This is a genomic window from Cryobacterium sp. TmT2-59 (genome assembly GCF_004403545.1).
GTDB classification, from domain to species: Bacteria; Actinomycetota; Actinomycetes; order Actinomycetales; family Microbacteriaceae; genus Cryobacterium; species Cryobacterium shii.
In genome coordinates this window covers 1-25,611 of the sequence record NZ_SOGM01000098.1, presented here as the reverse complement: position 1 = coordinate 25,611, position 25,611 = coordinate 1, and the positions used below count along the sequence as shown (strand labels likewise).

Below are 25,611 nucleotides of genomic sequence, written 5' to 3'. Positions count from 1 at the left end.
TACTGACGTTGGTAAGTGGATCGGAAGAAATCGTTTAGGTTGTTGGTCGCCCAGCGGACGCAGTGTCAAGGTCCCTCTGAAGCAACCAGCCGTTAATGGCGATGGCACTGGCACTGCCCGCTCCTGCTGCAGTGATGACCTGGGCGCTGGGGGTGACGACGTTTCCTGCAGCCCAGATGCCGGGCTGGCTGGTCTGTCCGGCCGCGTCGACAGCGATGAGCCCGGTGGTGGGATCTGCTGCACATCCGAGGGATCGCAGGAGATCGTCGGTCGGAAGTGGGACGGGAGCGATGAACACGGCGTCACACCGGACGGTTTGCCCGTCGGTGAGGGTGATGTCGACTTGAACGTCAGCTTCTCCGGCGAGCCGCGACACGGCACCATCGACGATTCTCACCCCGAACGCTTCGAGCCGGTGTCGTTCTACCGTCGTCAGATCGATGCCGTTGGTGATGAAGTCCACCCGGTCGCTGTACCGGCGCAGGAGACCTGCCTGCTTAAGGGACATCTCCCGGGCGAGCCCGCCAATCACCCCGATTAGCTGATCGCTGACCTCACGCCCATGGCAGTAAGGGCAATGATGAACCAGAGAACCCCATCGTTCGCGCACGCCGGGAATTTCGGGGAGGTCGTCCTTCAATCCTGTCGCAATCAGCAGCGCCCTTGCCGAGTGCACCGCGGCGCCGGCGAGGGCCACGTCGAATCCGCCATCCTCACGTCTATCGATCGTTGCCACAGTCGAGGACTCGATGGTTCCGCCATACGAACTGACCTCTCGACGGCCCGTTGCCAGGAACTCCGCCGGTGGCATGCCATCGCGGGAAACGAAGCCGTGCATGTGGGCGGCTGGTGCATTTCGCGGCTCGCCGGCGTCAATCACCAGCACATCTGCCCGCGCTCTCGCCAGTACCAGCGCGGCGCTCAAACCCGCGGCTCCGGCACCTATGACGATTACGTCGTGTTGTGTGTTCGGGATCTTGGTCATCATTACTACCTCCTGAGAAAAGCGTGTCACGGTTGGCCGCCAGAATGGGAAGAATGTTGCTGAAACGGGGACGAGGTGATTGGATGAGTGGATGAGTGTCGCACCACGAATCGCCTCCGAGCTGAGTCAGATCGCGCCTCGATTGCGCCGGGCCCGCGAAAGAAAGAACGTCACCCTCGCCGAACTCGCCAAGGCCACCGGTATCTCCACGAGTACCTTGTCGCGGCTCGAATCCGGGCAAAGAAAGCCGTCCCTCGAGCTCCTCCTTCCCATCGTCGCGGCGCTGGCGGTGTCCTTCGAAGAGATTGTGACGCCTCCTCAGGTCGAAGACCCTCGCGTGCTGCGAACTTCGACCCGGTCGGATGGACGAACCTTCACCCCGTTGTCTCAGCATTCCGGTGAGCCGCAGACATTCAAGATCTCGATCCCAGCCACGGATCGTGAACCCCAACCACGAACCCACGTCGGATTCGAGTGGATATACGTTCTGTCGGGCCCGCTTCGGCTGATCCTGGGTGAGCACGACATCGTCATGCAGACCGGTGAGGCTGCGGAATTCGACACGAGGAATCCGCATTGGTTCGGGTCAGCGGGCAGGGGTCCGGTAGAGCTCCTGAGCATGTTCGGGAAACAAGGCGAGCGGATCCACGTTCGGGCCCGATCGACGGCCGCGCAGAACGCAGCCGGCGCAGAATAGGAATTTCGAGAGCGGGCCATTTGCGACATGCGACGTCGCGCCTGGACGCCAAGCCTCCCGGCGGACTCTGGCGGGACGGGCGCCGTCACAATTTCGTGACATCGAGGCCGTGCCTTCTATCTCCGAGAATCAACTCCGTGTTCTTTGCCTCGTTCTTCGCGGAGAAGGGAGCCCACTGACCTGAGCGGGCAGATTCGACGTCCTCGATCCTAAGATCGGCAGCGACAGCGAGGGCCGCGCGCACGCCGCTTTCAGCTGCTTGAACCACTGTTGCGAGGAGATCGGTCACGCTGCCGGCTAGCCAAACCTCGGGTAAGCGCGTCTCCCCATTCGCGCCGGATTCTAGGTAGGTCCCGCCGACCACAGGGTGAGGAGTGGCCGTCAACCCGAGCCCAGCGAGCGTGGCAACTTGTGCCGTCTTCGTCGGCGTGACTACCAGCTTCTCGACGGGGACAAGGTGGCCGTCCGCAAGAAGAACTCCGGCGAGCTTGTCGTCTTCGATCACCAGCGACCGAACTGCGCCGATGACGACGCATATGCCTTTGGCTGCGAGTTGCTCCCACTCGGTGTCCGTCGGCTGCGGAGCCGTGTGTAGAAACAGCGTTACCCGGTCAGACCACTGACTGACCGACAGGGCCTTGGCAACGGTTCTTGGTCCACTCCCCAAGATGCCGACGGAATGGCCTCTGAATTCCACACCGCGAATTCCCCGGCAATCGAAAACGTCCTGGGCCCACCGCTCCCGAAGACCGCCGACGTCGGGAAGCTCGTCGACCAGACCGGTTGCCACAAGTACCCGCCGACCGCGAACGACGCGACCGTCGTGGAGCCTAATGACAACGCTGTTCTCATCCTTGGCTACGTCCACGGCTCGCGCCGATATGGCATCCACTCCATCGATCTCGGTCCGGACAATCGCAATCGGCTTGAAGGAACTGAGTCCCTCGCCACGGGGATAGTCGCGCCCGCCGGTGGATGATTGGTTGCGGAGTTCCGCATCGATGATCGCCACTCGGCGATGAGTCCGTCGTGCCGTGACAGCGGCGGACTTCCCGGCAACGCCACCCCCAACGATCACGATGTCGTAATACTTGCTCTCTATCTTCGTCACCATGTTGACCTCCTCGTCCAAGCTGGACCGACACGGGCCGCAAGAACAAATATTCTTGCCAATCTGGCAACGCATCCAGTGGCCGCGCCCGGTTGCCGATGAGCGTTGAATCTCCGCGGTCGCCCTCTGACGATGGATGCTGGTCGCCCGCTCCGTGCCTCCCTAGGATGAAACAATGACGATGGTGGTTCTGGCAACAAAGCTCTTCGTCCCGCCGCCGCGCTCCCAAACCATCTCCCGTCCACGTCTGGTTGACCAGCTGACCGCTGGAATGCAAGCGGGACGACGATTGAGCCTCGTCTCGGCACCGGCCGGGTTTGGCAAGACCACACTGTTTGTGGAGTGGGTTGCGCAGACCCGTCAGCTCGATCCGACGGTCCGACTTGCCTGGGTGTCCCTGGAGCAAAGCGACAACGACCCCGCCCGATTCCTCACCTACCTGGCTGCCGCACTCCACCGAGCCCACTCCGATGGCGGCCCGGTGGATCACGACCCGCGCCTGTCCACTGAAGCGACTCTCACGTCACTCATCAACGAGATGTCGCGTGACACGCAGCCGACGATCCTGTTTCTGGATGACTTCCAACTCATCGAGGACCCATCCGTCCGGGACGCCGTGGCGTATCTACTCGACCACCTGCCACCCACGATGCACCTTGCCATCGCGAGCCGCTCCGACCCGCTTCTTCCCCTGGCGCGCCTGCGAGCGAGCGGTGCCCTAACGGAACTGCGCGCATCCGACCTGCGCTTCACGCCCGACGAAGCAGCCACGTTCCTCAAACACGCCACAGGCCTGTCGCTCACCCGAGAGGACGTAGCAGCCCTCGAGACCCGCACCGAGGGCTGGATCGCGGGCCTTCAACTTGCCGCGCTCTCCATGCGCGAGACCGCAGATATCCCCGCCTTCATCGACGCCTTCACCGGCAGCAACCGGTTCGTCATCGACTACCTCATCGAAGAGGTACTCCACCAGGCACCACTCCACATCCGGGAGTTCCTCTGCCAGACCGCAATTCTCGACCGACTCAGCGGTCCCCTCTGCGACGCCGTGACCGGGCGCACGGACAGCGCCATCATGCTGGAATCACTGGAGCGGGCCAACCTATTCATCGTTCCCATGGATGACACGCGGCGGTGGTACCGATACCACCACCTCTTTGCGGACGTGCTCCGATCCAGACTGCTCATGCACGGTACCGAGCATGTGGCGGCACTCCATCGCCTCGCTAGCGAGTGGTTCGAGCAGAATGACTTACCCGACGACGCGGTCAAGCACGCGTTCGAGGCCGCAGACTTCCCACGGGCCGCGCGAGTGATCGAAGCCACCATTCCCGCCGTCCGTAGGAGCAGGCAGGATGCGACTCTCCTCGGCTGGCTCGCGACGCTGCCGGATGTTGCAAAGAAGCGCAGGCCAGTGCTTCGGGTTTTCTCCGCGTGGTCCTCACTCGTTTCCGGTGACATTTCCTCCGCGGATCGCCAGCTGACCGAGGCCGAACACCTCCTCAGTGCCGGCAGCGAAGACGGGGCGCCCGCGCACGATTCCGAGCCGGGCGAGGAACTCCAGACCCTGCCCGTCACGATCGAGCTGTACCGTGCGGCCCTCGCGCTGGCCACTGGAGACCTACCAGGGATCACGCTCCATGCCCAGCGCGCGTTCGACGCCGCGAGGCCTAATGATTACCTGGGGCTCGGCGCCGCGGCAGGCCTGCTGGGCCTCGCATCCTGGGCCAACGGGGACCTCGAGTCCGGCGTGACCACGTTCCGGGGTTCCGCGAACAACCTCCGCCTGGCCGGCAATCTGACCGACGCGTTGAGCACCACCATGGTGGTCGCCGACATGCTGAGGCCGCTCGGTAGGCTTCGGGAAGCCGAGAGAAACTATGAGGATGCGCTCCAGCAGTCCATCGCGCATGGCAACGACGGCCAGCCAACGGCCGACCTTCACGCCGGCATCAGTGACCTGCTCCGGGATCGAAACGAACTCACGCTCGCCAAGAAACATCTAGAGGCAAGCCACGAGCTCGGCGAGAGCGCCCTCTCGCACGAGCATCGCTACCGGTGGTTTGTGGCGATGGCGAGAGTGCACGAAGGCGAGGGCGAGCCGGATCTCGCGCTCGCGTCGCTTGATCAGGCAGAACAGCACTACCGCAGTGGATTCTTGCCCGAGGTCCGCCCGATCGCCGGCATGAAGGCTCGCATTTGGATCGCGCAGGGACGCCTTCCCGAGGCACGGGCGTGGGTGGAGGAGCTGAAGCTCACGCCCGCCGACACCACGGACTACGCCCAAGAATTCGGACACATCACCCTCGCCCGGCTACTGATCGCGGAGCACCGCGGTGCACCCCTGGGCGAATCCCTCAACGACGCGCTGGCGCTGCTCGATCGACTGCTCCGTGCAGCCGAGGCGGGCGGACGGATGGGAAGTGCCGGCGAAATCCTGGTGCTGCAGGCAATCGCATTCGGGGTCCAGGGTGACGCATCCCGCGCGCTCGTCCCGCTGGAACGCGCCCTCGCGTGGGCCGAACCGGAGGGCCAGGTTCGTCTTTTCGTCGACGAGGGCGCACCGATGCTCGCGCTCCTGCGCACGGCCGCCGGTGCGGGCATCCGCCCGGACTTCGTGCGTCAACTCAGCCAGGCGCTACGCGACACCGAGGGCGCCTGTGCTCCGGGTACGCCGATCGGGACGCTGAGCGAACGCGAGCTGCACGTGCTCAGACTCCTGGCCACGGAGCTATCCGGCCCGGAGATCGCCCGCGAACTCTACGTCTCGCTCAACACCATGCGGACCCATACCAAACACATCTTCCTCAAACTCGGCGTGAGCAGTCGCCCGGCGGCCGTTCGCCGCGCCGAATTGTGGGGCCTGATCTAGGTACCCCGCCCCGCCCCGCAACAATCACCATGCGAACCACGGATGTGGTGATGTCGCATCACCACATCGCTCCGTAGTTTTCGGATGTGCCCGGAAAACCGTCCGGCCAACCGAAACACAAGGAGCACACCGTGAGCATCTCGACATCCACCCTCACCCGCGGGGCCGCGGTCGCCGCCGCCCTCGCGGGACTGGCCTACATCGTCATCCAATTCATCCACCCTGCCGACACCGTCGCCTCACTGTCGACGCAGCGGTGGGCAGTCGTGCACACCCTGAGCTTCTCCGAAGCAGTGTTGGCTCTCGTCGGCATTACCGGCATTTATCTCCGGCAAGTTCGGCAATTCGGGATCCTCGGGCTCATCGGGTATCTGATGTTCGGCTTCTTCTTCATCCTGCAGTCCGCCTTCACCTTCGCTGAAGCGTTCATCGCCCCCCTCCTCGTATCCGACGCCCCCCAGATTTCCATGGACTTCGTCGGCCTGTTCGGACGATACGCGGCCGTGACCGACCTCGGGCCGCTCGCCGCTCTTCCCCAGGTCGGCGCACTCCTGTACATCGGTGGCGCACTGCTCTTCGGAATCGCCGTCATCCGGGCCCGGTTGCTGTCGCGCGGAGCGGGCATCCTACTGATCGCCGCCGCTGCCGCGACCCCCATCGCCGGCGCGCTGCTGCCCCACGCGCTCGAACGCATGGCCGCCGTTCCCATGGGCCTCGCCCTGGTTTGGCTCGGCTTCTCCCTGTTCTCCGACCAGCGCCGGAACACTGCGACGCCACGGGTGAGCGCAAACAGGGCCCACCTCGACAGCGCGGCGAAATGAGCCGATACGAGATCCGCCTTGGAGGGCAGCTTGACTCGAGGTGGAGCGAATGGTTCGAGGGCCTCACGCTCATAACCGATACAGATGGATGCACCACCCTCACCGGGCCCGTCATCGATCAAGCTGCCCTGCACGGATTGATTCGGCGCGTGAGTGACCTGGGCGTGCCCCTCATCTCGGTCAACATCCTGCACGACCACGCGACCGCCAGCGATGCCACCCACCTATCCCGGGAGGACAACACAACATGACCGCAAACATCGCCACAACCCGGGCGTCAAAATCATGGCTCACACTCACCGGACTCATTCTTCTCAGCCTCATCCCCATGCTCGCCGGTGCCGTCCGGCTCGGCGAGCTGACCGGCGGAGCCGCGCCGACCGTGCACAACGAACGATTCCTCGACTCCCCAATTCCGGTCCTGATCCACATCATCAGCGTCACCGTCTTCAGCCTGCTCGGGGCTTTTCAGTTCGTTCCCGCACGACGACGCCGCACCAACCGATGGCACCGGGCGGCGGGTCGCGTCCTCATCCCGACCGGACTGCTGACAGCACTATCGGGCATGTGGATGGCGGCCTTCTACCCGCACCCCCTCGGAGATGGCGACGTGCTGGAAGCTCTCCGCCTGCTCTTCGGCTCCGCGATGGTCGCGAGCATCCTGCTCGGCATTCGAGGCATCGTACGGCGCAGATTTACTACGCACGGCGACTGGATGACACGGGCGTACGCGATCGGTATGGGCGCCGGAACTCAGGCGATCCTTCTCATCCCCGGCTCGATCATCTTCGGGTCAACCCACGAGCTCTCGAGGACCGTTCTCATGGGAGCGGCCTGGGTCATCAACCTCGCTGTTGCCGAGGCGGTCATACGGCGCAGGGCGCGGCGACTGCCAGACCGCTCCGCAGGAACGCATACTCACTCAACCAACCTGACAGGAATCACAGCATGACGACACAAATCACATCACCGGTGCAGCTGCACGGCCGGTTCGATCCGAGCCCATCCCGATGGTTGTGGCTGGTGAAGATGGTGCTTGCCATCCCCCACTTCGTGATTCTGGCCGTGCTGAACGGTGCGTTCATACTCGTAACCCTGGCCTCGGGCATCGTCATCCTGTTCACCGGACGCTACCCGCGGTCACTGTTCGACTTCACGGTCGGGGTGCTGCGGTGGAACTGGCGGGTCGGGTTTTACGTCTACGCCGCCCTCGGAACCGACAGCTACCCGCCGTTCACCCTGCGCGACACGGAATACCCTGCCCGCTTCGACGTCGCCTACCCGGCACGCCTTTCTCGAGGGCTCGTCGTGGTCAAGTGGATGCTTGCCCTCCCCCACGTTGCGATCGTGATCTTCGTGATGGCCAACATCCTCACCTTTGTGCCCTCCTCAACGGGTTCAAGCGGCGGTGCTTTCTCAATCGTCAACGTGCTCGCGGTAATCGCTGGAGTATTTCTCCTCATGACCGGTCGGTACCCGCAACCCCTGTTCGACCTGCTGATCGGCATCAACCGTTGGATCTACCGCGTCGTCGCCTACGTCGGGTTCATGTCCGACGTATACCCGCCGTTCCGGCTCGACACCGGTGCGAACGAACCGCGCACGGCCACAGACGAGCGTGAAGCCGAAGCCATATTGCCCAGCTGAGGGGAGAAAGCTTCGCCGCCCCTCGACCAGAAAGCCACGAAAGCCCCGTAGATGTCATCATCACCAGAACGGACGACTCACCATGACACCAGGAATCGCTATTGCCTTTGTCTCAATGCTCACAGCCCTCGCTACCTTCCAGCTACTGCTGGCGGCGGGACTTCCCTTCGGCCGTTTTGCCTGGGGCGGACAGCACCCTGTACTCCCCCCGCGTCTGCGGGTCGGCAGCGTGCTGGCGGTGGTGACCTACGCCATCTTCGCTTTCATCGCACTTGAGCGCGTCGACATCACAAACGTCGTCACCGATCCCCTCGTCGCGGTCATCACCATGTGGGTGATCGCGGGATACCTGATGCTGAGCGTGCTGCCGAACCTCGCGTCCAAGAGCGCAAAAGAGAAGAGAGTGATGGTTCCCGTGTCGTTCACCCTGGGGATTCTCGCGACACTCATCGCCGTCGGCTGAGCCTGGAAGACCGGACGGAGTACTCCTATGAAACTGTCACCCCCCGCCGTGCGCGTGCGCGACCTGCACAAGTCCTACGGGAACTTCGAGGCGCTCCGCGGCATCAGCTTCGACATCGAGGCCGGCGAGACCTTCGCGCTCCTCGGCCCGAACGGGGCAGGCAAGAGCACCGCGATCGAGATCCTCGAGGGATACCGCGACCGCAGCTCCGGGGAGGTGAGCGTGCTCGGCGTCGATCCGCAACGCGGCGGCCTGAGCTGGAAGTCGCGCCTCGGCATCGTGCTGCAGTCCACCGGGGAGAGCGGCAACGTCACCGTCACCGAGCAGCTCACCCACTTCGCCGGACTCTACCCGTGGCCGCGCCGCGTGGCCGAGGTGATCGAGGCCGTAGGCCTGGAGGCGAAGGCGAAGACCCGCATCAGCAAACTCTCCGGCGGGCAACGCCGCCGCGTCGACGTGGCGCTGGGCATCATCGGCCGCCCCGAACTCCTCTTCCTGGACGAGCCCACCACGGGCTTCGACCCCGAGGCGCGACACCAGTTCTGGGACCTCGTGCGCCGCCTCAAGGCCGAGGGCACCACCATCCTTCTCACCACCCACTACCTCGACGAGGCCGCCCAACTCGGTGACCGGGCCGGCGTGATCAACGACGGCCTCCTGATCGACATCGGCGCCATCGGCGAGATCGGCGGGGCGGATGCGCGGGTGCCGCTCGTGCGCTGGCGCGACGCCTCCGGTACGTTCCAAGAGCAACGCTCGGACGAGCCGGCGCGGCTCGTGGCCGCCCTCGTGGCGGCATCCGGCGCTGAACCCACCGTCCTCGAAGTGATTCGACCCAGTCTGGAGGACATCTATCTCGGCCTGGTGCAGGGCAGCCGATCAGGGCCCGTGACGTCTGACGCAACGGCTGCCGCCCTCGGCAAAGACCCCGGGGTTCTCGCATGAGCCGCATCGAGGCCAACACTGGGTCCGCGCCTGTCCGCCTGGGCCAGTTCCTCCGGGTCGGTCTCTCTCGAATCGGCTACGAGACCCGGATCTACTTTCGCAGCGCTGACAGCATCTTCTTCACGTTTCTGTTCCCGTTCATCATGCTCGTCATCTTCACGGCCGCGTTCGAGGCCAGGGGGAAAATTGGTGCCGCTCCAGACGGCACCGGCGGCATCAGCGTGGGCGCGTACTACCTGCCTGGGATGCTGGCGGCGGGAATGCTCCTCTCCGGGGTGCAGAACCTCGCCGTCGACATCGCCGGGGAGAAGAGTGACGGCACCCTCAAACGCCTTGGCGGTACCCCGCTCTCCCCGCTGAGTTATTTCATAGGCAAGATTGGCCAGGTCCTGGTCACGGGGATCGTCCAAGCGGCGCTCCTCATCCTGGTGGCCCATTCGATACTCGGGATCGCCTTGCCGGACGAGGCCGGGAAATGGCTCACCTTCGCTTGGGTGTTCCTATTCGGTGTCATCACCTCGGCCTTCCTGGGCATCTCGCTTTCGGCGCTGCCCCGCTCGGGCAGGAGCGCGACGGCCGTGGTCATTCCGGTCGTGCTGGTTCTGCAGTTCATCTCCGGCGTCTACCTGGAGTTCTACAAACTTCCGGAATGGATGCAAACCGCGGCCAGCGTGTTCCCGCTGAAGTGGATGGCGCAGGGCCTGCGCGGCGTGTTCCTTCCGGAGAATTTCGTGAACCTCGAGCAGAACGGCTCCTGGGATTTCCCACTGGTTGCCCTGAACCTGGCTATCTGGCTGCTCGGCGGGCTCGTCGTCAGCCGCCTGACCTTCCGGTGGATCCCCAAGAACACCTAAAATTCGCGGCAGCACTACGCCGATCAGGATCCCCTCGCAGCAGCGCATAGACCCCACGCCGCGGCACACCCGGCGACAAACAACTTCGCCGAACTGACCGTGGCCGATTTCTGCACTAGGCATTCAAATAGGGGCTTAGAACCGGATGCCAGCGTGTGACGTACCTGCCGTGACTCTCGGTCTGAGCTTATTGGAAGCGTGGCCTTCTTCGGGGTGCCGCTGCGCTGCGTCGAGTTAGGCCCGAGCCCGGACCGCGTAGAGTTTGCGTTTCGCCCGATGATACCCTTGCCCGATGTCGGAAGCTTCGCTCATACTTCTGTCTTCAGGGTGCGTGCTAATGCTTACCGGAGTCGGCCTTGCGCTGTGGTACCGCGCTCGCGGGGGTGCACGCCGTGGGAGCGGCCGATGGTATACCGCGGTCCTTCTTGTCAGCGCCGGCGCCGCAGCGGCGCTAGCACCGCTCGGTGGCATGCTCCTCGTCTCACGCCTCTAGGTGTACCCGGCCAGAACATTGGTGCCTTAGCGGCTTGTCAAAAGGGAGAACCTCCGCACTTAGGTGAGGTATCTACAAACAACCGCTACGAACACGAACGACCCGGCGAGGATACTCCGTGCACCAGGATGGCAGGCCGACTGCTGCGCGGGGCGCATGGTCGGGACGTCGAGAACCTCGCCTCTAGCCCAGTGACCTCGCGACATCGAGCACACACGTCCTTGGCCATAGGGCGTACACGGACGATGGCCGGAACTAGGGAATCCCATCGACTCGTGGAGGCGGGTCACAATCGAGAAAGCGCAGAAATTACCTTCCCCCAGCCAGCCGCATCTCGATCTGATCGCGTACAGTTGTGTCTGAGATAGAGAGTTGGGGGCCGGGATGGCGCAAGCGAACCGAGAGCGAGCATTGCGGTCGGACTCGATGCGGAATCGGGACGCGATTCTCGAGGCGGCAGCCACGTGCCTAGTTGCCAATCCGTCGTCGAGCATCGCCGACATCGCGAAGGCCGCCGGTGTGGGGCGTGTCACCCTGTATGGTCACTTCTCTTCTCGAAGCGAGCTTCTTTCCGCGCTGCTCCAGCGAACGATGACGCGGGTCGAATCGGAGCTCTCGGCAGTTGACCTGAACGGCACTCCTTGGGAGGCGATGGATGCCCTCGTGCTGTCTTCCTGGAAGTTGGTTGAGGGACTGAGTGCGCTTCGCCAGGTCGTTGAGCAGGAGATGCCGGACGACGACCTGCACGGGAGCCATCACAGTCCGAGAGTGCGGGTTGAGGATCTTTTGGCACGCGGCCGGACCGAGGGTGCGTTTCGTATCGATCAATCTGTCGGTTGGCAGACTGCCTGCTATTTTGCAATCCTGCACGGTGCGGCATCTGAAGTCAGGACCGGGCGCCTGACGGAGCAAGAGGTAGAGAAGGCGCTCCCCCAGACTGTCCGGGCCTTGCTGCAAGTAGCGCCTGAATCGTCGTAGTCATTTCGGCCTGCCCACGCGACGGCGGGAGCTGTTCGTCTCGTATCTGGGAAGCACCGGCGTGGAGGATCGCGTAGACGCACTGCGTTTGCCAGGCGAGGCTTTGATCGATTCGGAACGCTCCCCCTGCGCGCCCTCGCTTGAGGAGCGACTGTAGCGGTTGCGCCAGCGAGTCTTCGCGCATCTTTCGAAGGTCATCGGCTGCGATCGCGGTCTTCGCCGCGGCCGTTAGCCCGCTGACATGGCCCAGTGCCCGCCAGGAACTGGCAACCAAGATATCTAGGGATTCCTGGGAGGGCCGCGTGGGGTCTAGGGCGGCAAGCTGGCTGGCGATGTCGGCCATGATCAATCGGCATGCCTCAGCGACGAGCGCACCGCGACTCGCGAAGTGGCCGTAGAGGGTTCCACGACTCACCCCGGCCGCCTCGGCTATGTCACGCACAGTGGCGTGGGAGTTCATGTTGAAGGTCGATAACGTGGCGGCGATGATCGCGTCACGATTTCGCTGGGCGTCAGATCGCATCCGGCAATCGAGGCCAGATTTCATCGCGCACTCTTGACTAAATCAAACATTAATGTATATCTTAGTCTTGCGAAGTTAAACACTCTTGTATGAGTAAACAACAACTCGGTACCACCGGATCCCCGAGCGCATGGTGCTACACCGAATGAACCGAGTCCATATGTCCCGCCTCGACGAACTCTCCGAATCCGTGTTCCCTGCCGGAATCGCAATGGAAGAGGACCTAGTAAAAAGCGGCGCCAATCGACGCCATCGGCTGGTCCGCGCACTAACCGGCCGCGACACTGATTCCTTTGCCCGCGGTTGGCTCGGCAAGGTGCTCGTCGGCATCATCCTTCTTGTCGCACCGGTAGTGATGCTTTTTGCTTCACTGCGCAGGGGCACCTATGCGGACGACGGCTGGAGAGCTGTCCTCGTCCTCGCTGTTCTGGCCGTGGTGTATTTCGTGTCGCGCCGCGTGCTCCTCACCGTGCTGGTCGCAGGACTAGTGGTGGGCCTCACGTCCTGGGCGATGGTCCCGGCTGTCGCGACCGCTCACCACGGCGATCGGACAGTCCTCTCTCGCTTGGACATTGAGCGTGGCACCGGCAGATTGGACGGGTTCCACGACGTGTCGGTCGCGCTCGTCGACCTCGGCGCAACGCAATCGGCCCGTTTCGGCGGTCTCGGTTCGGACATGGCGACCCCCATGGAGGTCGGGTCGCTGACGAAGGCAATGACGGGACTCGTCATTGCCGATTCGGTGCAACGAGGCGAGCTGCGAATGGGCGTCCCGATATCCACCTACCTACCCGAGCTAGAAGGATCACTTGCCGGCACCGTAACCATGAATGAACTCGTCACCCACACCGCTGGGTACGCCGAGTTCGGTGCCGAAACCCTTCGCCGCGCTGTATGGAACGCGCCCTTCGGGCGGAACTTCTTCGACACGGATATGACCCAGATGATCCAGGAAGCGCGCGAGGGCACGCTCACTACGAGGGGTCATTACGCCTACTCGACCCTCGGCGCCGCCGTCGCTGGGCAGGCCGTTGCAGCTGCAGCGGGAATGAGCTACTCGAAGCTGATGCGCACCCGACTGTTCACGCCGCTGGGAATGATCCACACGGCCATCGAGGACGAGCACTCGCTCGTTTCGAAAGGGCGCTCGAAATCGGGCCTCCCTGTTGAGCCCTGGGTTCTTCGCGCCTACGCGCCGGGCGGCGGAGCAGTCTCAACGGCCGGGGACCTAGCCAAGCTTGCCACCGCGCTGCTGGACGGCACGGCGCCCGGCATGACCGCCCTGAACCCCACCACCCCCACGAGCCAGCCCGACACTCACGTCGGCGGTTTCTGGTACACCACTACCCAAACCTCGAGCCGCACCGTCACGTGGCACAGCGGCGAAACCGGTGGGTACAGCACCTACTTCGGACTCGACCGCGCCAACCACAGGGCTGCCATCGTGCTCTCGGACGTCGCCAACCGGGCAACCGACGAACTCGGCAGGGAACTCCTCACAAACCGCAACTGATGACACCGCAGATCTGCTCCAAAGACAGCCTCACCGCCACCGCATCCGCGGCGGAATAGTCAACAAAGTGCACTGCCCGCGACAGCGAGTGGGGCAACTAGAGAAACGAGTACTGATGTCCCTCATTGACCACATCCCTGAAACGGATTCGCCCAAGGCACCAGTCGGGCCAGGAAAAAAGCACCGGCACCCCCGGTGGCGTCGGGCCCTGCGAAAGGCCGGAATCGTTGTCGCGAGCCTCTTAGTCCTTTTAGTCATCTCGTCGCTGGCTAACGTCGCCATCACTACCGCGGAGAAGGCCGACCTCGTCCCCTACGGCCAGAAGGTTTCGATCAAGGCGGGCGACATCAACGTCTACCGCAACGGCGGATCCGGCCCCACCATGGTGCTGCTCAGCGGTTACGGCACGCCAGCGCCCGCCGTCGACTTCGCGCCGCTCATCCGCACGCTCGACAACTTCGACGTCATCGTCATCGAGGGCTTCGGCTACGGTTACAGCGACCTGGCTGTGACGAACCGATCCGTCGAGAAAATCACCGGTGAAATTCACGAGGTGCTCGACCGGCTGCAGGTCAACTCCCCCGTCATCCTGGCCGGACACTCCGTGGGCGGGCTCTACACGCATTACTACGCGAATGCCTATCCCGGTGAGGTGTCAGCGATTATCGGCATTGACCCGATGACGGCGCAGGCGTCGTCGCTCGAAGTCGGCCAACCCTCGACAATCGAAAGCACGCTGGCCTCCCTCGGTCTCGTGCGCATCGCAACCACTATCGCTCCAAGCATCATTCAGCCCCCGGGGACGGCGTACACCACGCACGAACGTGAGCAAACGGCTGCGTTGACGAACTGGAATTTCGGAAACGAATCGGTGTCCGATGAGTGGGCCCGGATCGGTGCAAATTCAACGAAAGCCAGCGCGCAGCCGATTCCCGCCGACATCCCCGTTCTACAGTTTCTGTCCTCGGAGACCATCGAATCGGAACCGAGCTGGCTGCGAGATCACCAGGCCGAACTTGCCGGCGTCGCCACCCACGAGCTCGAAGTGCTCGACGGGGCGCACTACCTGCACTGGACACAGTCCCCCGCGATGGCGAAATCCATCTCGGCATTCATCGCCGCGCACGTCACCCACTGAACTCGCAAACTCGCACCAGGAAGTCGACCATGACCAGCCAATCGCATACACCCCCATTTCCCCGAGCGGCCAGCTTGATCGGGGGCATCGCGCTGCTACTGATTGCGGTACTCGCCGGAATCGGCTACGTCGGGATATTGTCGCCGCTGATCGAGAGTGGCGACGCGGTGGAGACCGCGCATGACATCGCGGACTCGGAACTACTGTTTCGCCTCGGGGTGCTGCTCATGATCACCGCCGCCGTTCTTGACGTCGTGGTGGCTGCAGCGCTCCTCGCCCTGTTGGGGCCGGTCAACCGGGCGGTGGCCGTGACCGCAGCCGGGTTCCGGGTCGCGTACAGCGCCGTCTTCGTCGTCGCCCTCACCCAGCTCGCCATCGTGCCTGGCCTGCTCAATCAACCGGACCGCGTCCTTACCAGCCTCGCCTCGCACCACATGATCTGGCAAGTGGGCCTGATTCTGTTTGCCGCGCACCTGCTTCTCGTTGGCTACCTGGTGGTTCGATCCGGTTTCATGCCACGAGCACTGGGCATCCTGATCATGATCGCGGGAGTTGGATACCTTGCCGACGGAATCGGCACCGTCTTGATCGCCGACTACACGGCCCGGATCTCTACCGTCACGTTCATCGGGGAGGTTGCCCTCATCGCCTGGCTGCTGTGGACGACCATTCGATGGTCGCGGATGTCCCAGGAGACGAAGGTGGACGGGCTTCAGGTCTCACGCTTCGCCGCCAATGATGAGTAACCGGGGCTCAGCGAGGGGATCCGTCGGCACGTTTTTGGGCGCAGGGATATCACCGGCTCGGGCTCGGTCCCTGAGGACACCCCGTGGCTCCCTTCCAGTTCTCGTCGTGGCGCAGTTTCTCGTCATGCTGGACACGTCGGTGGTCAACGTCGCCCTTCCGACCATCCAAAGTGAACTGGGATTGGCGCCCACAGGACTGGCTTGGGTCGTCAACGCGTATTTTCTAGCCTTCGGCGGGCTTCTCCTGGTCGCTGGCCGCGCGGCAGAAATCTTCGGAGGTCGCCGTATGTTCCTCATCGGCGCGACCGTTGTCGCAGCTGCAACCGTGGCCGCCGGTTTCGCGCCCAACGGCGGAGTGCTCGTCGGCGCCCGCGCGTTGCAAGGTGTTGGAGCTGCCGCGCTGAGCACTGCTGCCCTGTCCTTGATACTGCACGACTATCCCGGCTCGCACCGAGCGAAAGCGATGGGCGCATGGGGAGCGGCGTCTGCGGCTGGCGGAGCCTTCGGTGTTGCGCTGGGTGGTCTGGTGACCTCGGTCGGGGGCTGGCAATGGGTATTTTTTCTGACCACCCCGATCGCAATCGGCGCCATCATCGCCGCACCATCAAGGCTCCAGGCGCCTCGGCCTGAACGAACCCGAGTCCCGCTTGATTTCTTAGGAGCCCTGACCATCACTGGCGCATCACTAGCCCTTATCAGTGCCATCCTTTCCGGCGCTGATAACGGGTGGGATTCACCCCCGACGCTGCTCCTGATCGCAACGACGACCGGGCTCGTTGCCGCGTTCATCGCGGTCGAGTGGACCGCCGCTGATCCGATCATCCCGCTCTCCGTCCTGCGTAATCCGGCGACCTCGGTGGGTATTGGAATCGGATTGGTGGGCGGCGCAGCGCGGGTATCGACCTTCTTTCTGACCGCTCTCTTCCTGCAACAAGTTCTCCTCCTCACCCCGGGGATTGCCGGCCTGGCGATGGTTCCCACCTCTGTTGCGGGCTTCGTCGTGTCCCTTCTCATCCTCCCCCGGGTGATAAGGCGTCTCGGGGCGAATCGAACTCTCCTGCTCGGGCTCTTGCTTCTCGCCGTCGGTCATTTCTGGCTGGCGCGACAATCGATGAACAGCAGCTACGGGTTCGATGTCCTTCCCGGTCTGTTGATCGCGGCCGCAGGCGTCGCTCTGAGCTTCACACCGTCCACGATGGTGATTGCTGAAAGTGTCCCGGCCGAACGAACCGGGCTCGCGTCCGGACTCGCCAACGCCAGCTCCCAGATCGGTGGCGCAGTCGGCGTGAGCGCTTTCAGCTCCATCGCCGCGATTGCCAGTGGCCAGCAGGACAGCACTGCCGCAGGCTTCCCTGCAGCATTCATCGCCGCGGGCGTAGCGGCTCTTCTCGGGGCGGCACTAGCGGCTGGCCTCCTCGTTCGGCTCCACCACCAGAGATCCTGACCCTCTCCCACAACAATAGAAAGCAGCCCCAAATGCCTCGAATCATTGACCTGAGCCATACGATCACCGTCGACCTTGTCACCTACCCCGGACTTCCCGCACCCACCATCACACCGTTCCTCTCCCGCGAAGACTCGCCAGCCCGATACGCACCCGGAACCCAGTTCACGATGGACATCATCACAATGATCGGTAACACCGGCACCTACCTCGACAGCCCCTTCCACTGCTTCGCCGGAGGAATCGACCTGGCTGGGCTTGACCTCGACTCGCTTGTCGGCCTTCGCGCCGAAGTCGTCCACCTGCCCAACGCCTCCGCGAGGGGGGTACCGGCCAGCGCCTTCCGCGGACGGGATCTTGCCGGATCCGCCGTGCTCCTCCACACCGGCTGGGATCGGCACTTCGGAACACCTCGCTACGGAGACGACGCCCCGTACCTCACCCAAGAGGGGGCGCAATTCCTCGTTGATGCCGGTGTCAGCCTTGTCGGGATCGACTCACTGAACGTCGACGACAAGGACTCCAGTGGAGAAAGGCCCGTGCACGCGCTGTTGTTGGGAGCCGGTATCCACATCGTCGAACACCTCACAAACCTCGGCCAGCTACCGGCGCGGGGCGCGCGGTTCACTGCCGTTGCGCCGAAAATTGCGGACTTCGGCACTTTCCCGGTTCGAGCGTTCGCTGAACTGGATCAACCACGCTGAGATCCCTCGGATTGGTTCCTTTATATAGGATGTCCGCCGAGTCCCGGAGCTCCGCAATGGTTGCCGACATCCTGCTCGCCGCCACGCCGTCGGGGACCTCGTTTCAGGAGCTATCCCGACGTCTTCCGCGTGCTCGCCTCGAGGTAGTCGCTCCATCGTTTCAACGAGGTGCGAACGTCGGGGTGTTCGAGCCCGTGGCTGCGTGCGAGTCTTGTGGCCGGACCCGTGGGATATCGATCAGGTGACAGGAAGTTCAAGGTTTCTGGGTGGGCGTGTGTCAGGGACTGCGGGAGCATCTTGACGAGCGTGACGGGAAGGCGCGTCCGGGGCGGTGCGACTCGATGGTGATCGGCGATGACTTGCAGCAGGTCGGGGAAGGAGGGCGTGTCGTCGTCCAGCGCCCAGTACGACATTCCCCGGGTCTCTTCTAGAGCAGGCAGCAGAGTCATGAACCGGGTCAGGTAGTCGATGGTCACGACAGGGACAAAAGTCGCGCGACTGCCCGGAATCGCGCGGAGTCGCCCGGCGATGAGATCACGGACGCTCGTTGCCAGACCCAGGACCTGGTCTGATTCACCGGTGAGTGAATGCCCGATGACGGTCGCCGGGTTCACTACAGTGAGGGGCACCTGAAACTGATCCGCGGTGGCCTGAACGACCGCGTCGCTCTCCTTCTTCGAAGCTTCGTAGGCGCCCAGACGGGAGTACTCAGCGCGTCGTCTTGGTACGGACCACGGAGCGGAGTGGGGATCTTGACCGCCAACACGGTAGCCCGAGAGATGTACGAGCCGGATCAGGTTCGGCAGGTGGGACGCGAATTCGACGACTCGACGTGACGTGTCAACATTCGCCGAGCGAGCCTGCTCTGAGGTCATCCCGAAGGAGTAGGCGCCGGCCGCGTTGAAGACATCCGTCACCGCGGCCAGGTTCCCGGTCGCGTGCCTGTGCTGGTCGATCCCTAGTCCGTCACGGCCGAGGTCCACCGTGATGAAGTTCAACAGGTTCGCCCTGGCGCCGTGGTTTCCCAGCCAGTCGAGGAGCCTCTCTACCGAGCGTGCATCCCGGACCGCCGCGGTTGTGGAGGCACCCTGATCGAGCAACTCCTTCACCAGCCACTTGCCGATGAAGCCGGTGGCACCGAATACGAGCGCGGTCCGCGGGAGGATAGTGAGCTTGCTGGGGCTCTCGCTCACAGGAGCAGTGCCACGCCGGTGCCGACAAGCCAGAGGGACCACAGGATGTAGGTGGCGGGCGTGAGTGCAGCCGCTACTCTCCAGCCGCTGCGTTCGAAGGGTCCGACGAATTCGAGTGAGCACAGTGCGAGCAACGCGCCGACGACGATTCCGACGATGCCCAACCAGGGCGGCACGACCGTGCCCTGTGTGATCGCGATCCCGACGAGGATGCTCCACGTTCCGGTAAGCAGATAGCCGAGGTGTTCGCCCACGGCAACACCCAGGTAGCGGTTGAAGGCTTGGAAGACGACGTCGATCGCTTCCCGCCGCGCGGGAGTGGCATCCGGCTCCGCGATGGCGCGAGCGAGATAAGGAACGAGGAACGGCCAGCGGATGAGCCCGAGGAACTGCACGACTGCTGCGAGCACCCCTACCGTCGCGCCCATTCCCAGCAGGGTCGGGTCCGCGCCGGCAAGGGATCCTGAAACAAGCACCGCGAGGGGGGCCAAGAGCACCGCCGTCATGGCGAACGCCCACCACAGCAGCACGAGCGCAGATCCACCCTGGCGGAACCGTTCGAGCACCTCTACAGTCGGGCGGCGCAGGACGTCTGGGTAGTCGAATTTCACGGCCACTAGGGCGAAGGCTGCGTTGAAGGCGATGGGTAGGGCAATCAGCAACAGGCTCGCAGCGAACGTCATCATGCGACTGGCTCGGTAATGGGCTGGTGATCAGCCGCAGGAATTTGGGAGACGCCAAGTACCGACGTGCAGCCCAGGATCCATCGGATCATGACTCCGGTGACGATGGTGACCAGGAGAGCCCCACTCAGCCCGAAGATGACGTAGCCGGCCTCGGTATCGACGATCACGTTGGCCGTGATCGCCCAGCCCGCCGCCCAGCTCAAGCCCACCGTTGCCGCCCAGAGGCCCGCGACGCGCATTCCCCGGCGGAGGGAGAGCCCTTGGGCCATCCCCATCGTCGTGCCTGCGACGAGTCCGGCCGTGACGAGGGCAGTCACGGTTGTGCCGGCGCCAGTGATTGCGGCAGCCAAAGCGCTGCCGGCCGCCATTCCGAGAATGCTGCCCAGCAGCCACATCCAGTTGACGCTTGTGCGCAGCGCCCACCACTGAACGGCACCGAGCGCAGCGCCAGCAACGGCTCCTGCAGCGGCCCCGGACAGCGGGCTGTCGACCGGGCCGACGAGCGCCGTGGCGACCCACCCGCCAATCGGAAAGCTGAGAATTGTAGGGGCCCAACGAACAAAAGACATGCGTGTCCTTCCAGAAGAAACAATCGAGTACGGTGTACGCTAACGCATAACGTACGTGGTACACAAGACCCTGTGCCAGAAAGTTGATCAGATGTCAGAAACCAACTCCGACGCTCCTCGCCATCGCCGAGCACGCAACTCCCTCACCGTCGAATCCATCCTGGGCGCGGCGGAGAGCGTCGCGGCCGCCGGCTTCGAGGCGCTGACGATCCGCGCTGTGGCCACCGAGCTCCAATCATCACCGATGGCGCTTTACCGCTACTTCTCCACCAAGGACGAACTCGTTGACGCGTTGCTAAACCGCGTGCTCGACCGCTTCGAGCGCCCCAGCGAGACCGACAGCTGGATCGCTGACCTGGGGACATTCGCACGAAGACACCGAGAGCTCCTCACGAGCCACCCGTGGGCCATCGCCCCGCTCATTGCCAACCCGTATCCCGGGCCGAGCGTGCTCCCCATTGGGGAAGCCGCGCTCCGCATACTCCACCGCGCCGGCATCTCGGGCGACAGTGCGGTTGCCACCTTCAGCGGCATCGTCGCCCTGAACTACGGCTGGGCATCTTTCGTCGTAGCGCGCGAGACCGGGAGCGGAGACCAGCCAGCGGAGAGCACGCTGCCGGGAACGCCGACCGAATATGCACTGACGGTCGAGGTGGCCGAGGCAATGAGCCGATACGGCAGCGACGAACACTACGAGCGCGTGTTGAGCCAACTGCTCACGGGCATTAGGGCCAGCTCTCTCATGTAAGCGAACGCCCGGCCCGAATTCCTTCGGATCCGGTATTGCGTACGCTGTACTTTATAAGTAGAGTACAGCGTACGCAATCCAAATCCCGACAAGGAAAACTGACCATGACCCTGCCTCGCACCAATACCCTCCGGCGAACCACCGGACTCCTCTTCGCCGGGGGCGCCGTCGCGTTCACTGCCGCGGCGAGCATCCTCTCCGCCACCTTCGACTGGCCCGACGTGCTGCGCGAGCCAGCCAGCCTGGTGCTCCCAGCGTTTGTGGACGGGGGTGCCCCGCTGACCTGGACTTGGTTCGCCACCGCCTGGACCTACGCCATCATCGCCATCCCGATCCTCCTGCTGCCCGCCGTCCTCGGGCGTCAGAACGACCCCGTCCTCAAGGCCGCCACCGCACTCGGCGCCGTTTCCGTGCTGCTGTCTCTGATCGGCTTCCTCCGCTGGGTCTTCGTCGTCCCCCCGCTCGCCACCGCCTTCGTCACGGGCGACCCGATGACACAGGCGGCCATCGACGCAGCGTGGACAACACAGCACCAATTCGGCGGCGCTCTCCTCGGCGAACACCTCGGGCAACTCCTCGTGATCGTATGGTCTGTGGTCGTGAGCATCATCATTCTCCGCAGCGGGCTGCTGCCGCGCTGGCTTGGAGCCGGTGGACTCCTCGCCAGCGCCCTCTACCTCCTCAATCAGGGCGACATCCTGGCAACCGCATTCCCCGGTTTCCCGGTCTGGGACCTGGCCGGCCTGCTCGGCAGCTCCGCCTGGGGAATCTGGATCCTCGCCCTGGGCTTGACCATCCTGGTCCGCCCCATCCGTGAGGCCGACTCCCGGACGAGATCGGCTCGGGGCAACGCATGAGCGCGCCGAGGCACGTCATCTTCGGTACCGGTGCGATCGGTCTCGCTACCCTTGACGCGCTCCATCGCCGCGGCGAATCCGTCCGCCTCGTCAACCGCAGCGGCCGGGCCGCGGTGCCCGTCGATGTGGAGGTAGTCGCAGGTGACGCCCGCGACCCCCAGTTCACTGCCGAGGCGGCCCGGGGCGCCGCCGTCGTGTATCAGACTCTCGCTCCGCCGTACCCCGAGTGGACCGCACAATTCCCCGCCCTGCAGGCGGGAGTGCTGGCGGCAGCAGAAGCGAACGGCGCCCGACTCGTCAGCATGGAGAACGTGTACATGTACGGACGGCCGGACGGCCGCATTCTGACCGAGGAGACTGACTACAACGCCCACACCAAGAAGGGTCGACTCCGCGGGGACATGGCCCGGACCTTGCTGGCCGCCCACCATTCCGGCCGAGTGGAAGTGGCGATCGGTCGTGCCTCGGATTACTTCGGACCTCGCGGCGGAGCACAATCGAACCTGGGCGATCGACTCTTCCCCGCAGCGCTCAACGGCTCCGCCGCAACCGTTCTTGGGAACCCGGACCAGCCACACAGCTACACCTATATCCCCGACATCGGTGAAGGACTGGCCATCCTCGGCGAGCACCCCGACGCGCCAGGCGAAACGTGGCACCTCCCCAACGACCCGGACACACGCACCACGCGGCAACTCGTCGAGATGGTCTTCACGAAGGCCGGCCACTCCAGAGGACGGATGCGCAGAATCCCCCGCCTGCTCATCGGTGCGATCGGCATGGTCAGCCCGGTTATGCGCGAACTCGTTGAAATGCAGTACCAGTTCGACGAACCCTTCGTCGTGGACAGCAAGAAGATCGCGAGGCTCGGCGCCACGCCCACCCCACTGGATACGGCCCTCTTCCACACCCTGATGAGCTACCGCTAGCCCGCTGCCGCCGCTGGGAGCTCACACCACCAACTCAAAAGGAAAAGAATGAAATCACTACTAAAAGACAAAACCGTACTTCGAACTCTCATCTTCACTGAGCTCATGATTCTCGTGACCTCGATCCATCACGTGTATCGCCTGGGCCTGGAACTGCTCATACCGGTAGGCGCACTGGTTACTGTCCCATTGCTGCTGATGTGGTGGCACAGCCGAGGCCGAGACCGACTGTCCTCCTGGATTTACGCTGGCTACGCGGGGATAGTGTTCTTCTACTTCGGCATCGTCGATGGATTCCTCGACCATGTCGTGAAGGCCGTTGGCCTGAACAACACGACTTTTCTCCCTGGAAGCGACGCTGAGGTGATCGAGACGGTCTATCACCTCTGGTCACCCGAAGCGGGAAGTATCTTTTACGAGGCGACTGGAATCATGACGTTCGTGTGGGGCCTGGCCGCCATGTTCTTCGTCTTTAGGTTTGTACGGCGGACCGCGATCCAGTCTCCAGAAACCAGGACTGGGGTCACCGAAGCGCGCGTAGCTCAGGAGCTACCGCTAGCCCACCCACATTCACCGAGGAAATAAAAATGGATCTGACCTGGACAGTGCCAGTCGCCGCCATTCTCGGCGGAACCACGTACGCAGTCTTCTTACGGTACTTCAAGCACAAGGAACGACTCGCCTCCGCTCGCCACGACCTTCAACTCCCGCAGCAGACCACCAGAATCGACACGCTCGAATGCCGAAAGGAACAATCATGACTGCCCCCGTTACCGCGGAGTGGACCGCCGCTCGCATACCAGGCCTGACCGGCAAAACAATCATCATCACTGGCGCCAATAGCGGCATCGGGCTCGAGGCAGCCCGAGCCCTGGCCGCCCGCGGCGCGCACCTTGTCCTCGCCGTCCGCAACGAATCAAAAGGAAAAGCCGCCGCCGCCACGATCACGGGTTCCACCGAGGTGCGTCGGCTCGACCTCGCCGACCTCGCATCAGTGCGGGCGTTCGCGACAGCCTGGAGCGGGGACATCCACGCTCTCGTCAACAACGCCGGAATACTGGTACCGCCCTTCGGGTACACGGCAGACGGCTTCGAGTTGCAGTTCGGCACCAACCACCTCGGGCACTTCGCGCTAACGAATTTGCTTCTGCCACACATCACCGGTCGCGTAGTGACCGTCGCAAGCAGCGCCCACCGCACCGGTCACATCGACTTTGACGACCTCAATTGGACCACCCGCCGCTACCGTCGCGGGGCCGCCTACGGGCAGTCGAAGCTGGCGAACCTACTCTTCACACTCGAACTGCAGCGGCGACTCGAGGCATCCGGATCCCGAGTCATCGCAACAGCCGCACACCCCGGTTGGGCATCCACGAACCTCGGGTCAACCTCTTACAACGCCCTGCTCAACGCCGGGGTTGGGCTCCTCAACAAAATGTTCGCCCAAGACGCTGTAGGTGGCGCGGCCCCGACCCTGTTCGCCGCGACCGAACCGATTCCCGGCGCCAGCTACGCCGGCCCAGGCAAGCGGCGGGAAATGGCCGGTCCGCCCGTACTCGTGGGCCGATCCACCGCCGCGCACGACCCGGCACTGGCCGCACGCCTCTGGACGGCATCCGAGGAACTGACGGGTGTGCGATATCCGACGGAAACCATGCGAAACGAACAATGAAGGCCATCATCCAGCACGCCTACGGCACCGCTGACGTCCTAACCCTCGAGGACACCGACTCCCCCACGGTCGGCGCCAACGACGTCCTCATCAGGGTTCGTTCGCCCAGGCGGGAACCGTACCGCTGGCGGTCATGACGGTACCGCAAGGCCTGAGCGCCGCGAGCGCGCAGACGTCGTCGCCCGAGTGAAAGCCTGACTCGGCGAGAATCAGTGCACGAAGCGGGGGGTGCCCGCTGCAGGCTTTCCCGCCGGCACAATCGCAACCGCGACTACGGCAGCGACGAGCGCGACAACGGCAATAGTCCAGTAGCCCGTCACGAACCCGCTCGTTTGTTGCGGCGCGGCCAGGCTGCCGGCCGCGATGACCGAGAGGGCCGCCACGCCGACTGCCGCGCCCAGCTCATGGAAGGTGTTGATGATTCCCGAGGTGATGCCCGTTTCATGCGGCTCAACGTGCGACATCGCCGTCGTCGTCGCGGAGACGAAGGCACCGCCGAGGCCAAGCGCAGCGATACTGACGCCCGCGATCAGCAGCGGAATGGTGTCGAGTCCGAAGGCCGCTAAACCTGTGCCCAATGTAGCAAGGATGAATGCGACCGCTGCAACCCTACGACCGCCGTTCTCTGAAATGATGTGACCACTCAGGTGCGCGCCGAAGAGCGTGGCCACCGCAATAGGGAAGAAGGCGAAGCCCGTTGCAAGTGGCGACCATCCGTGGTGGCTCTGGAGCACGAAGGAGAACAGGAAGAAGCTCCCAACGAGAAGGGCGCTGGCCGCAAGCATGACCAAAACGCCTGCTTGCACCGGACGGCGGGTCAGGATGCCAACGTTCAGCAACGGATCCCGTGCCGTCCGTTCGCGGACCATGAAGAACAGGAACAGCAACGCAGCCACGGCCAACCATGTCATGGCCCTAGATGAGTGAGTCCTAATGGTCGTAGGCGATGAGGGATCGTTTGTTGGGTGTTCCGAGGAGCCAGTTGTGCCAGATTCCGGCGGCGAGGGCGAGTAGTCGGCCGGC

The 25,611-nt window shown here is 63.7% G+C and carries 26 protein-coding genes and 1 pseudogene; 20 read left to right on the top strand and 7 right to left on the bottom strand.

Going from position 1 to position 25,611, the window contains the following annotated elements:
- Positions 1-34: 34 nt before the first annotated feature.
- Complete coding sequence (locus tag E3T24_RS15155) at positions 35-988, bottom strand: NAD(P)/FAD-dependent oxidoreductase (protein WP_198419683.1); 954 nt, start codon at positions 986-988, stop codon at positions 35-37.
- Between the two features lie 88 nt (positions 989-1,076).
- Here E3T24_RS15155 and E3T24_RS15150 point away from each other — a divergent pair, with 88 nt between their 5' ends.
- Positions 1,077-1,682: an XRE family transcriptional regulator gene (locus tag E3T24_RS15150; protein WP_134434816.1), complete on the top strand. Its 606-nt coding sequence runs from the start codon at positions 1,077-1,079 to the stop codon at positions 1,680-1,682.
- 85 nt (positions 1,683-1,767) lie between these two features.
- Here the strand turns inward: E3T24_RS15150 and E3T24_RS15145 are convergent, their stop codons facing one another.
- Positions 1,768-2,796 carry an FAD-dependent oxidoreductase gene (locus E3T24_RS15145; protein WP_166789221.1) on the bottom strand — a complete coding sequence of 343 codons (1,029 nt, stop codon included), beginning with the start codon at positions 2,794-2,796 and terminating at the stop codon, positions 1,768-1,770.
- 172 nt (positions 2,797-2,968) lie between these two features.
- Between E3T24_RS15145 and E3T24_RS15140 the strand changes: the two genes are divergently transcribed.
- The 13 genes from E3T24_RS15140 to E3T24_RS15070 all read left to right on the top strand — a co-directional run bounded on the left by E3T24_RS15140 (position 2,969) and on the right by E3T24_RS15070 (position 17,934).
- On the top strand, positions 2,969-5,665 hold the full coding sequence (locus E3T24_RS15140) for a LuxR C-terminal-related transcriptional regulator (protein WP_134434814.1): 2,697 nt from the start codon (positions 2,969-2,971) through the stop codon (positions 5,663-5,665).
- A gap of 131 nt (positions 5,666-5,796) precedes the next feature.
- Positions 5,797-6,486, top strand: coding sequence for a hypothetical protein (locus tag E3T24_RS15135; protein ID WP_134434813.1), 690 nt, complete (start codon positions 5,797-5,799; stop codon positions 6,484-6,486).
- Positions 6,487-6,733: 247 nt separating this feature from the next.
- Complete coding sequence (locus E3T24_RS15125) at positions 6,734-7,438, top strand: DUF2306 domain-containing protein (protein WP_134434811.1); 705 nt, start codon at positions 6,734-6,736, stop codon at positions 7,436-7,438.
- Positions 7,435-8,133: a DUF4389 domain-containing protein gene (locus E3T24_RS15120; RefSeq protein WP_134434810.1), complete on the top strand. Its 699-nt coding sequence runs from the start codon at positions 7,435-7,437 to the stop codon at positions 8,131-8,133. The genes E3T24_RS15125 and E3T24_RS15120 overlap by 4 nt, the downstream gene beginning before the upstream one ends.
- A gap of 115 nt (positions 8,134-8,248) precedes the next feature.
- Entirely contained in the window at positions 8,249-8,596 is a 348-nt protein-coding gene (locus E3T24_RS15115) for a hypothetical protein (protein WP_198419682.1), read from the top strand.
- A gap of 27 nt (positions 8,597-8,623) precedes the next feature.
- Entirely contained in the window at positions 8,624-9,541 is a 918-nt protein-coding gene (locus E3T24_RS15110) for an ABC transporter ATP-binding protein (protein ID WP_134434808.1), read from the top strand.
- Positions 9,538-10,395: an ABC transporter permease gene (locus tag E3T24_RS15105; protein WP_134434807.1), complete on the top strand. Its 858-nt coding sequence runs from the start codon at positions 9,538-9,540 to the stop codon at positions 10,393-10,395. Before E3T24_RS15110 ends, E3T24_RS15105 begins: the two co-directional genes overlap by 4 nt.
- An 877-nt stretch (positions 10,396-11,272) precedes the next feature.
- Positions 11,273-11,866: a TetR/AcrR family transcriptional regulator gene (locus E3T24_RS15100; RefSeq protein ID WP_134434806.1), complete on the top strand. Its 594-nt coding sequence runs from the start codon at positions 11,273-11,275 to the stop codon at positions 11,864-11,866.
- 683 nt (positions 11,867-12,549) lie between these two features.
- Positions 12,550-13,902: a serine hydrolase domain-containing protein gene (locus E3T24_RS15090; protein ID WP_166789220.1), complete on the top strand. Its 1,353-nt coding sequence runs from the start codon at positions 12,550-12,552 to the stop codon at positions 13,900-13,902.
- A 115-nt stretch (positions 13,903-14,017) separates the two neighbouring features.
- Positions 14,018-15,040 (top strand): alpha/beta hydrolase, encoded by a 1,023-nt coding sequence (locus E3T24_RS15085; RefSeq protein ID WP_134434803.1) that lies wholly within the window; start codon positions 14,018-14,020, stop codon positions 15,038-15,040.
- A gap of 29 nt (positions 15,041-15,069) precedes the next feature.
- Entirely contained in the window at positions 15,070-15,786 is a 717-nt protein-coding gene (locus E3T24_RS15080) for a DUF4386 domain-containing protein (RefSeq protein WP_134434802.1), read from the top strand.
- Between the two features lie 106 nt (positions 15,787-15,892).
- The gene (locus tag E3T24_RS15075; protein WP_166789219.1) at positions 15,893-17,230 is read left to right on the top strand and encodes an MFS transporter; all 1,338 of its coding nucleotides are present in this window, start codon (positions 15,893-15,895) and stop codon (positions 17,228-17,230) included.
- Between the two features lie 32 nt (positions 17,231-17,262).
- Positions 17,263-17,934, top strand: a complete 672-nt coding sequence (locus tag E3T24_RS15070) for a cyclase family protein (protein ID WP_134434800.1) — start codon at positions 17,263-17,265, stop codon at positions 17,932-17,934.
- A gap of 110 nt (positions 17,935-18,044) precedes the next feature.
- Here E3T24_RS15070 and E3T24_RS15065 read toward each other — a convergent pair whose 3' ends face one another.
- From E3T24_RS15065 to E3T24_RS15055, 3 genes are read right to left on the bottom strand one after another with little or no spacing between them, the layout of a single operon-like run.
- Positions 18,045-19,127 (bottom strand): SDR family oxidoreductase, encoded by a 1,083-nt coding sequence (locus E3T24_RS15065; RefSeq protein ID WP_241978714.1) that lies wholly within the window; start codon positions 19,125-19,127, stop codon positions 18,045-18,047.
- Complete coding sequence (locus tag E3T24_RS15060; protein ID WP_198419681.1) at positions 19,124-19,813, bottom strand: DUF4386 domain-containing protein; 690 nt, start codon at positions 19,811-19,813, stop codon at positions 19,124-19,126. Before E3T24_RS15060 ends, E3T24_RS15065 begins: the two co-directional genes overlap by 4 nt.
- Positions 19,810-20,382 carry a hypothetical protein gene (locus tag E3T24_RS15055; protein ID WP_134434799.1) on the bottom strand — a complete coding sequence of 191 codons (573 nt, stop codon included), beginning with the start codon at positions 20,380-20,382 and terminating at the stop codon, positions 19,810-19,812. The genes E3T24_RS15060 and E3T24_RS15055 overlap by 4 nt, the downstream gene beginning before the upstream one ends.
- A gap of 91 nt (positions 20,383-20,473) precedes the next feature.
- On the opposite strand from E3T24_RS15055, the gene E3T24_RS15050 reads away from it, so the two are divergent.
- The 6 genes from E3T24_RS15050 (at position 20,474) to E3T24_RS17475 (ending at position 24,725) form a co-directional block, all read left to right on the top strand.
- Positions 20,474-21,130, top strand: a complete 657-nt coding sequence (locus tag E3T24_RS15050) for a TetR/AcrR family transcriptional regulator (RefSeq protein ID WP_134434798.1) — start codon at positions 20,474-20,476, stop codon at positions 21,128-21,130.
- Between the two features lie 104 nt (positions 21,131-21,234).
- Positions 21,235-21,987 carry a DUF4386 domain-containing protein gene (locus tag E3T24_RS15045; protein ID WP_134434797.1) on the top strand — a complete coding sequence of 251 codons (753 nt, stop codon included), beginning with the start codon at positions 21,235-21,237 and terminating at the stop codon, positions 21,985-21,987.
- Positions 21,984-22,916 (top strand): NAD-dependent epimerase/dehydratase family protein, encoded by a 933-nt coding sequence (locus tag E3T24_RS15040; RefSeq protein ID WP_134434796.1) that lies wholly within the window; start codon positions 21,984-21,986, stop codon positions 22,914-22,916. Before E3T24_RS15045 ends, E3T24_RS15040 begins: the two co-directional genes overlap by 4 nt.
- 105 nt (positions 22,917-23,021) lie before the next feature.
- Positions 23,022-23,501: a hypothetical protein gene (locus E3T24_RS15035; RefSeq protein WP_134434795.1), complete on the top strand. Its 480-nt coding sequence runs from the start codon at positions 23,022-23,024 to the stop codon at positions 23,499-23,501.
- Between the two features lie 172 nt (positions 23,502-23,673).
- The gene (locus tag E3T24_RS15030; protein ID WP_134434794.1) at positions 23,674-24,588 is read left to right on the top strand and encodes an oxidoreductase; all 915 of its coding nucleotides are present in this window, start codon (positions 23,674-23,676) and stop codon (positions 24,586-24,588) included.
- Positions 24,585-24,725: a hypothetical protein gene (locus E3T24_RS17475; protein ID WP_166789218.1), complete on the top strand. Its 141-nt coding sequence runs from the start codon at positions 24,585-24,587 to the stop codon at positions 24,723-24,725. The genes E3T24_RS15030 and E3T24_RS17475 overlap by 4 nt, the downstream gene beginning before the upstream one ends.
- 72 nt (positions 24,726-24,797) lie before the next feature.
- On the opposite strand, the gene E3T24_RS15025 is transcribed toward E3T24_RS17475, so the two are convergent.
- Positions 24,798-25,499: an MFS transporter gene (locus E3T24_RS15025; RefSeq protein WP_134434793.1), complete on the bottom strand. Its 702-nt coding sequence runs from the start codon at positions 25,497-25,499 to the stop codon at positions 24,798-24,800.
- Between the two features lie 19 nt (positions 25,500-25,518).
- Positions 25,519-25,611: pseudogene (locus tag E3T24_RS15020) on the bottom strand (IS982 family transposase); the annotation flags it as partial.

Coding starts and splice junctions, on each gene's coding strand:
- E3T24_RS15155 (WP_198419683.1), bottom strand. CDS start 988: ATGATGACCAAGATCCCGAACACACAACACGACGTAATCGTCATAGGT.
- E3T24_RS15150 (WP_134434816.1), top strand. CDS start 1,077: ATGAGTGTCGCACCACGAATCGCCTCCGAGCTGAGTCAGATCGCGCCT.
- E3T24_RS15145 (WP_166789221.1), bottom strand. CDS start 2,796: ATGGTGACGAAGATAGAGAGCAAGTATTACGACATCGTGATCGTTGGG.
- E3T24_RS15140 (WP_134434814.1), top strand. CDS start 2,969: ATGACGATGGTGGTTCTGGCAACAAAGCTCTTCGTCCCGCCGCCGCGC.
- E3T24_RS15125 (WP_134434811.1), top strand. CDS start 6,734: ATGACCGCAAACATCGCCACAACCCGGGCGTCAAAATCATGGCTCACA.
- E3T24_RS15120 (WP_134434810.1), top strand. CDS start 7,435: ATGACGACACAAATCACATCACCGGTGCAGCTGCACGGCCGGTTCGAT.
- E3T24_RS15115 (WP_198419682.1), top strand. CDS start 8,249: ATGCTCACAGCCCTCGCTACCTTCCAGCTACTGCTGGCGGCGGGACTT.
- E3T24_RS15110 (WP_134434808.1), top strand. CDS start 8,624: ATGAAACTGTCACCCCCCGCCGTGCGCGTGCGCGACCTGCACAAGTCC.
- E3T24_RS15105 (WP_134434807.1), top strand. CDS start 9,538: ATGAGCCGCATCGAGGCCAACACTGGGTCCGCGCCTGTCCGCCTGGGC.
- E3T24_RS15100 (WP_134434806.1), top strand. CDS start 11,273: ATGGCGCAAGCGAACCGAGAGCGAGCATTGCGGTCGGACTCGATGCGG.
- E3T24_RS15090 (WP_166789220.1), top strand. CDS start 12,550: ATGTCCCGCCTCGACGAACTCTCCGAATCCGTGTTCCCTGCCGGAATC.
- E3T24_RS15085 (WP_134434803.1), top strand. CDS start 14,018: ATGTCCCTCATTGACCACATCCCTGAAACGGATTCGCCCAAGGCACCA.
- E3T24_RS15080 (WP_134434802.1), top strand. CDS start 15,070: ATGACCAGCCAATCGCATACACCCCCATTTCCCCGAGCGGCCAGCTTG.
- E3T24_RS15070 (WP_134434800.1), top strand. CDS start 17,263: ATGCCTCGAATCATTGACCTGAGCCATACGATCACCGTCGACCTTGTC.
- E3T24_RS15060 (WP_198419681.1), bottom strand. CDS start 19,813: ATGATGACGTTCGCTGCGAGCCTGTTGCTGATTGCCCTACCCATCGCC.
- E3T24_RS15055 (WP_134434799.1), bottom strand. CDS start 20,382: ATGTCTTTTGTTCGTTGGGCCCCTACAATTCTCAGCTTTCCGATTGGC.
- E3T24_RS15050 (WP_134434798.1), top strand. CDS start 20,474: ATGTCAGAAACCAACTCCGACGCTCCTCGCCATCGCCGAGCACGCAAC.
- E3T24_RS15045 (WP_134434797.1), top strand. CDS start 21,235: ATGACCCTGCCTCGCACCAATACCCTCCGGCGAACCACCGGACTCCTC.
- E3T24_RS15040 (WP_134434796.1), top strand. CDS start 21,984: ATGAGCGCGCCGAGGCACGTCATCTTCGGTACCGGTGCGATCGGTCTC.
- E3T24_RS15035 (WP_134434795.1), top strand. CDS start 23,022: ATGATTCTCGTGACCTCGATCCATCACGTGTATCGCCTGGGCCTGGAA.
- E3T24_RS15030 (WP_134434794.1), top strand. CDS start 23,674: ATGACTGCCCCCGTTACCGCGGAGTGGACCGCCGCTCGCATACCAGGC.
- E3T24_RS17475 (WP_166789218.1), top strand. CDS start 24,585: ATGAAGGCCATCATCCAGCACGCCTACGGCACCGCTGACGTCCTAACC.
- E3T24_RS15025 (WP_134434793.1), bottom strand. CDS start 25,499: ATGACATGGTTGGCCGTGGCTGCGTTGCTGTTCCTGTTCTTCATGGTC.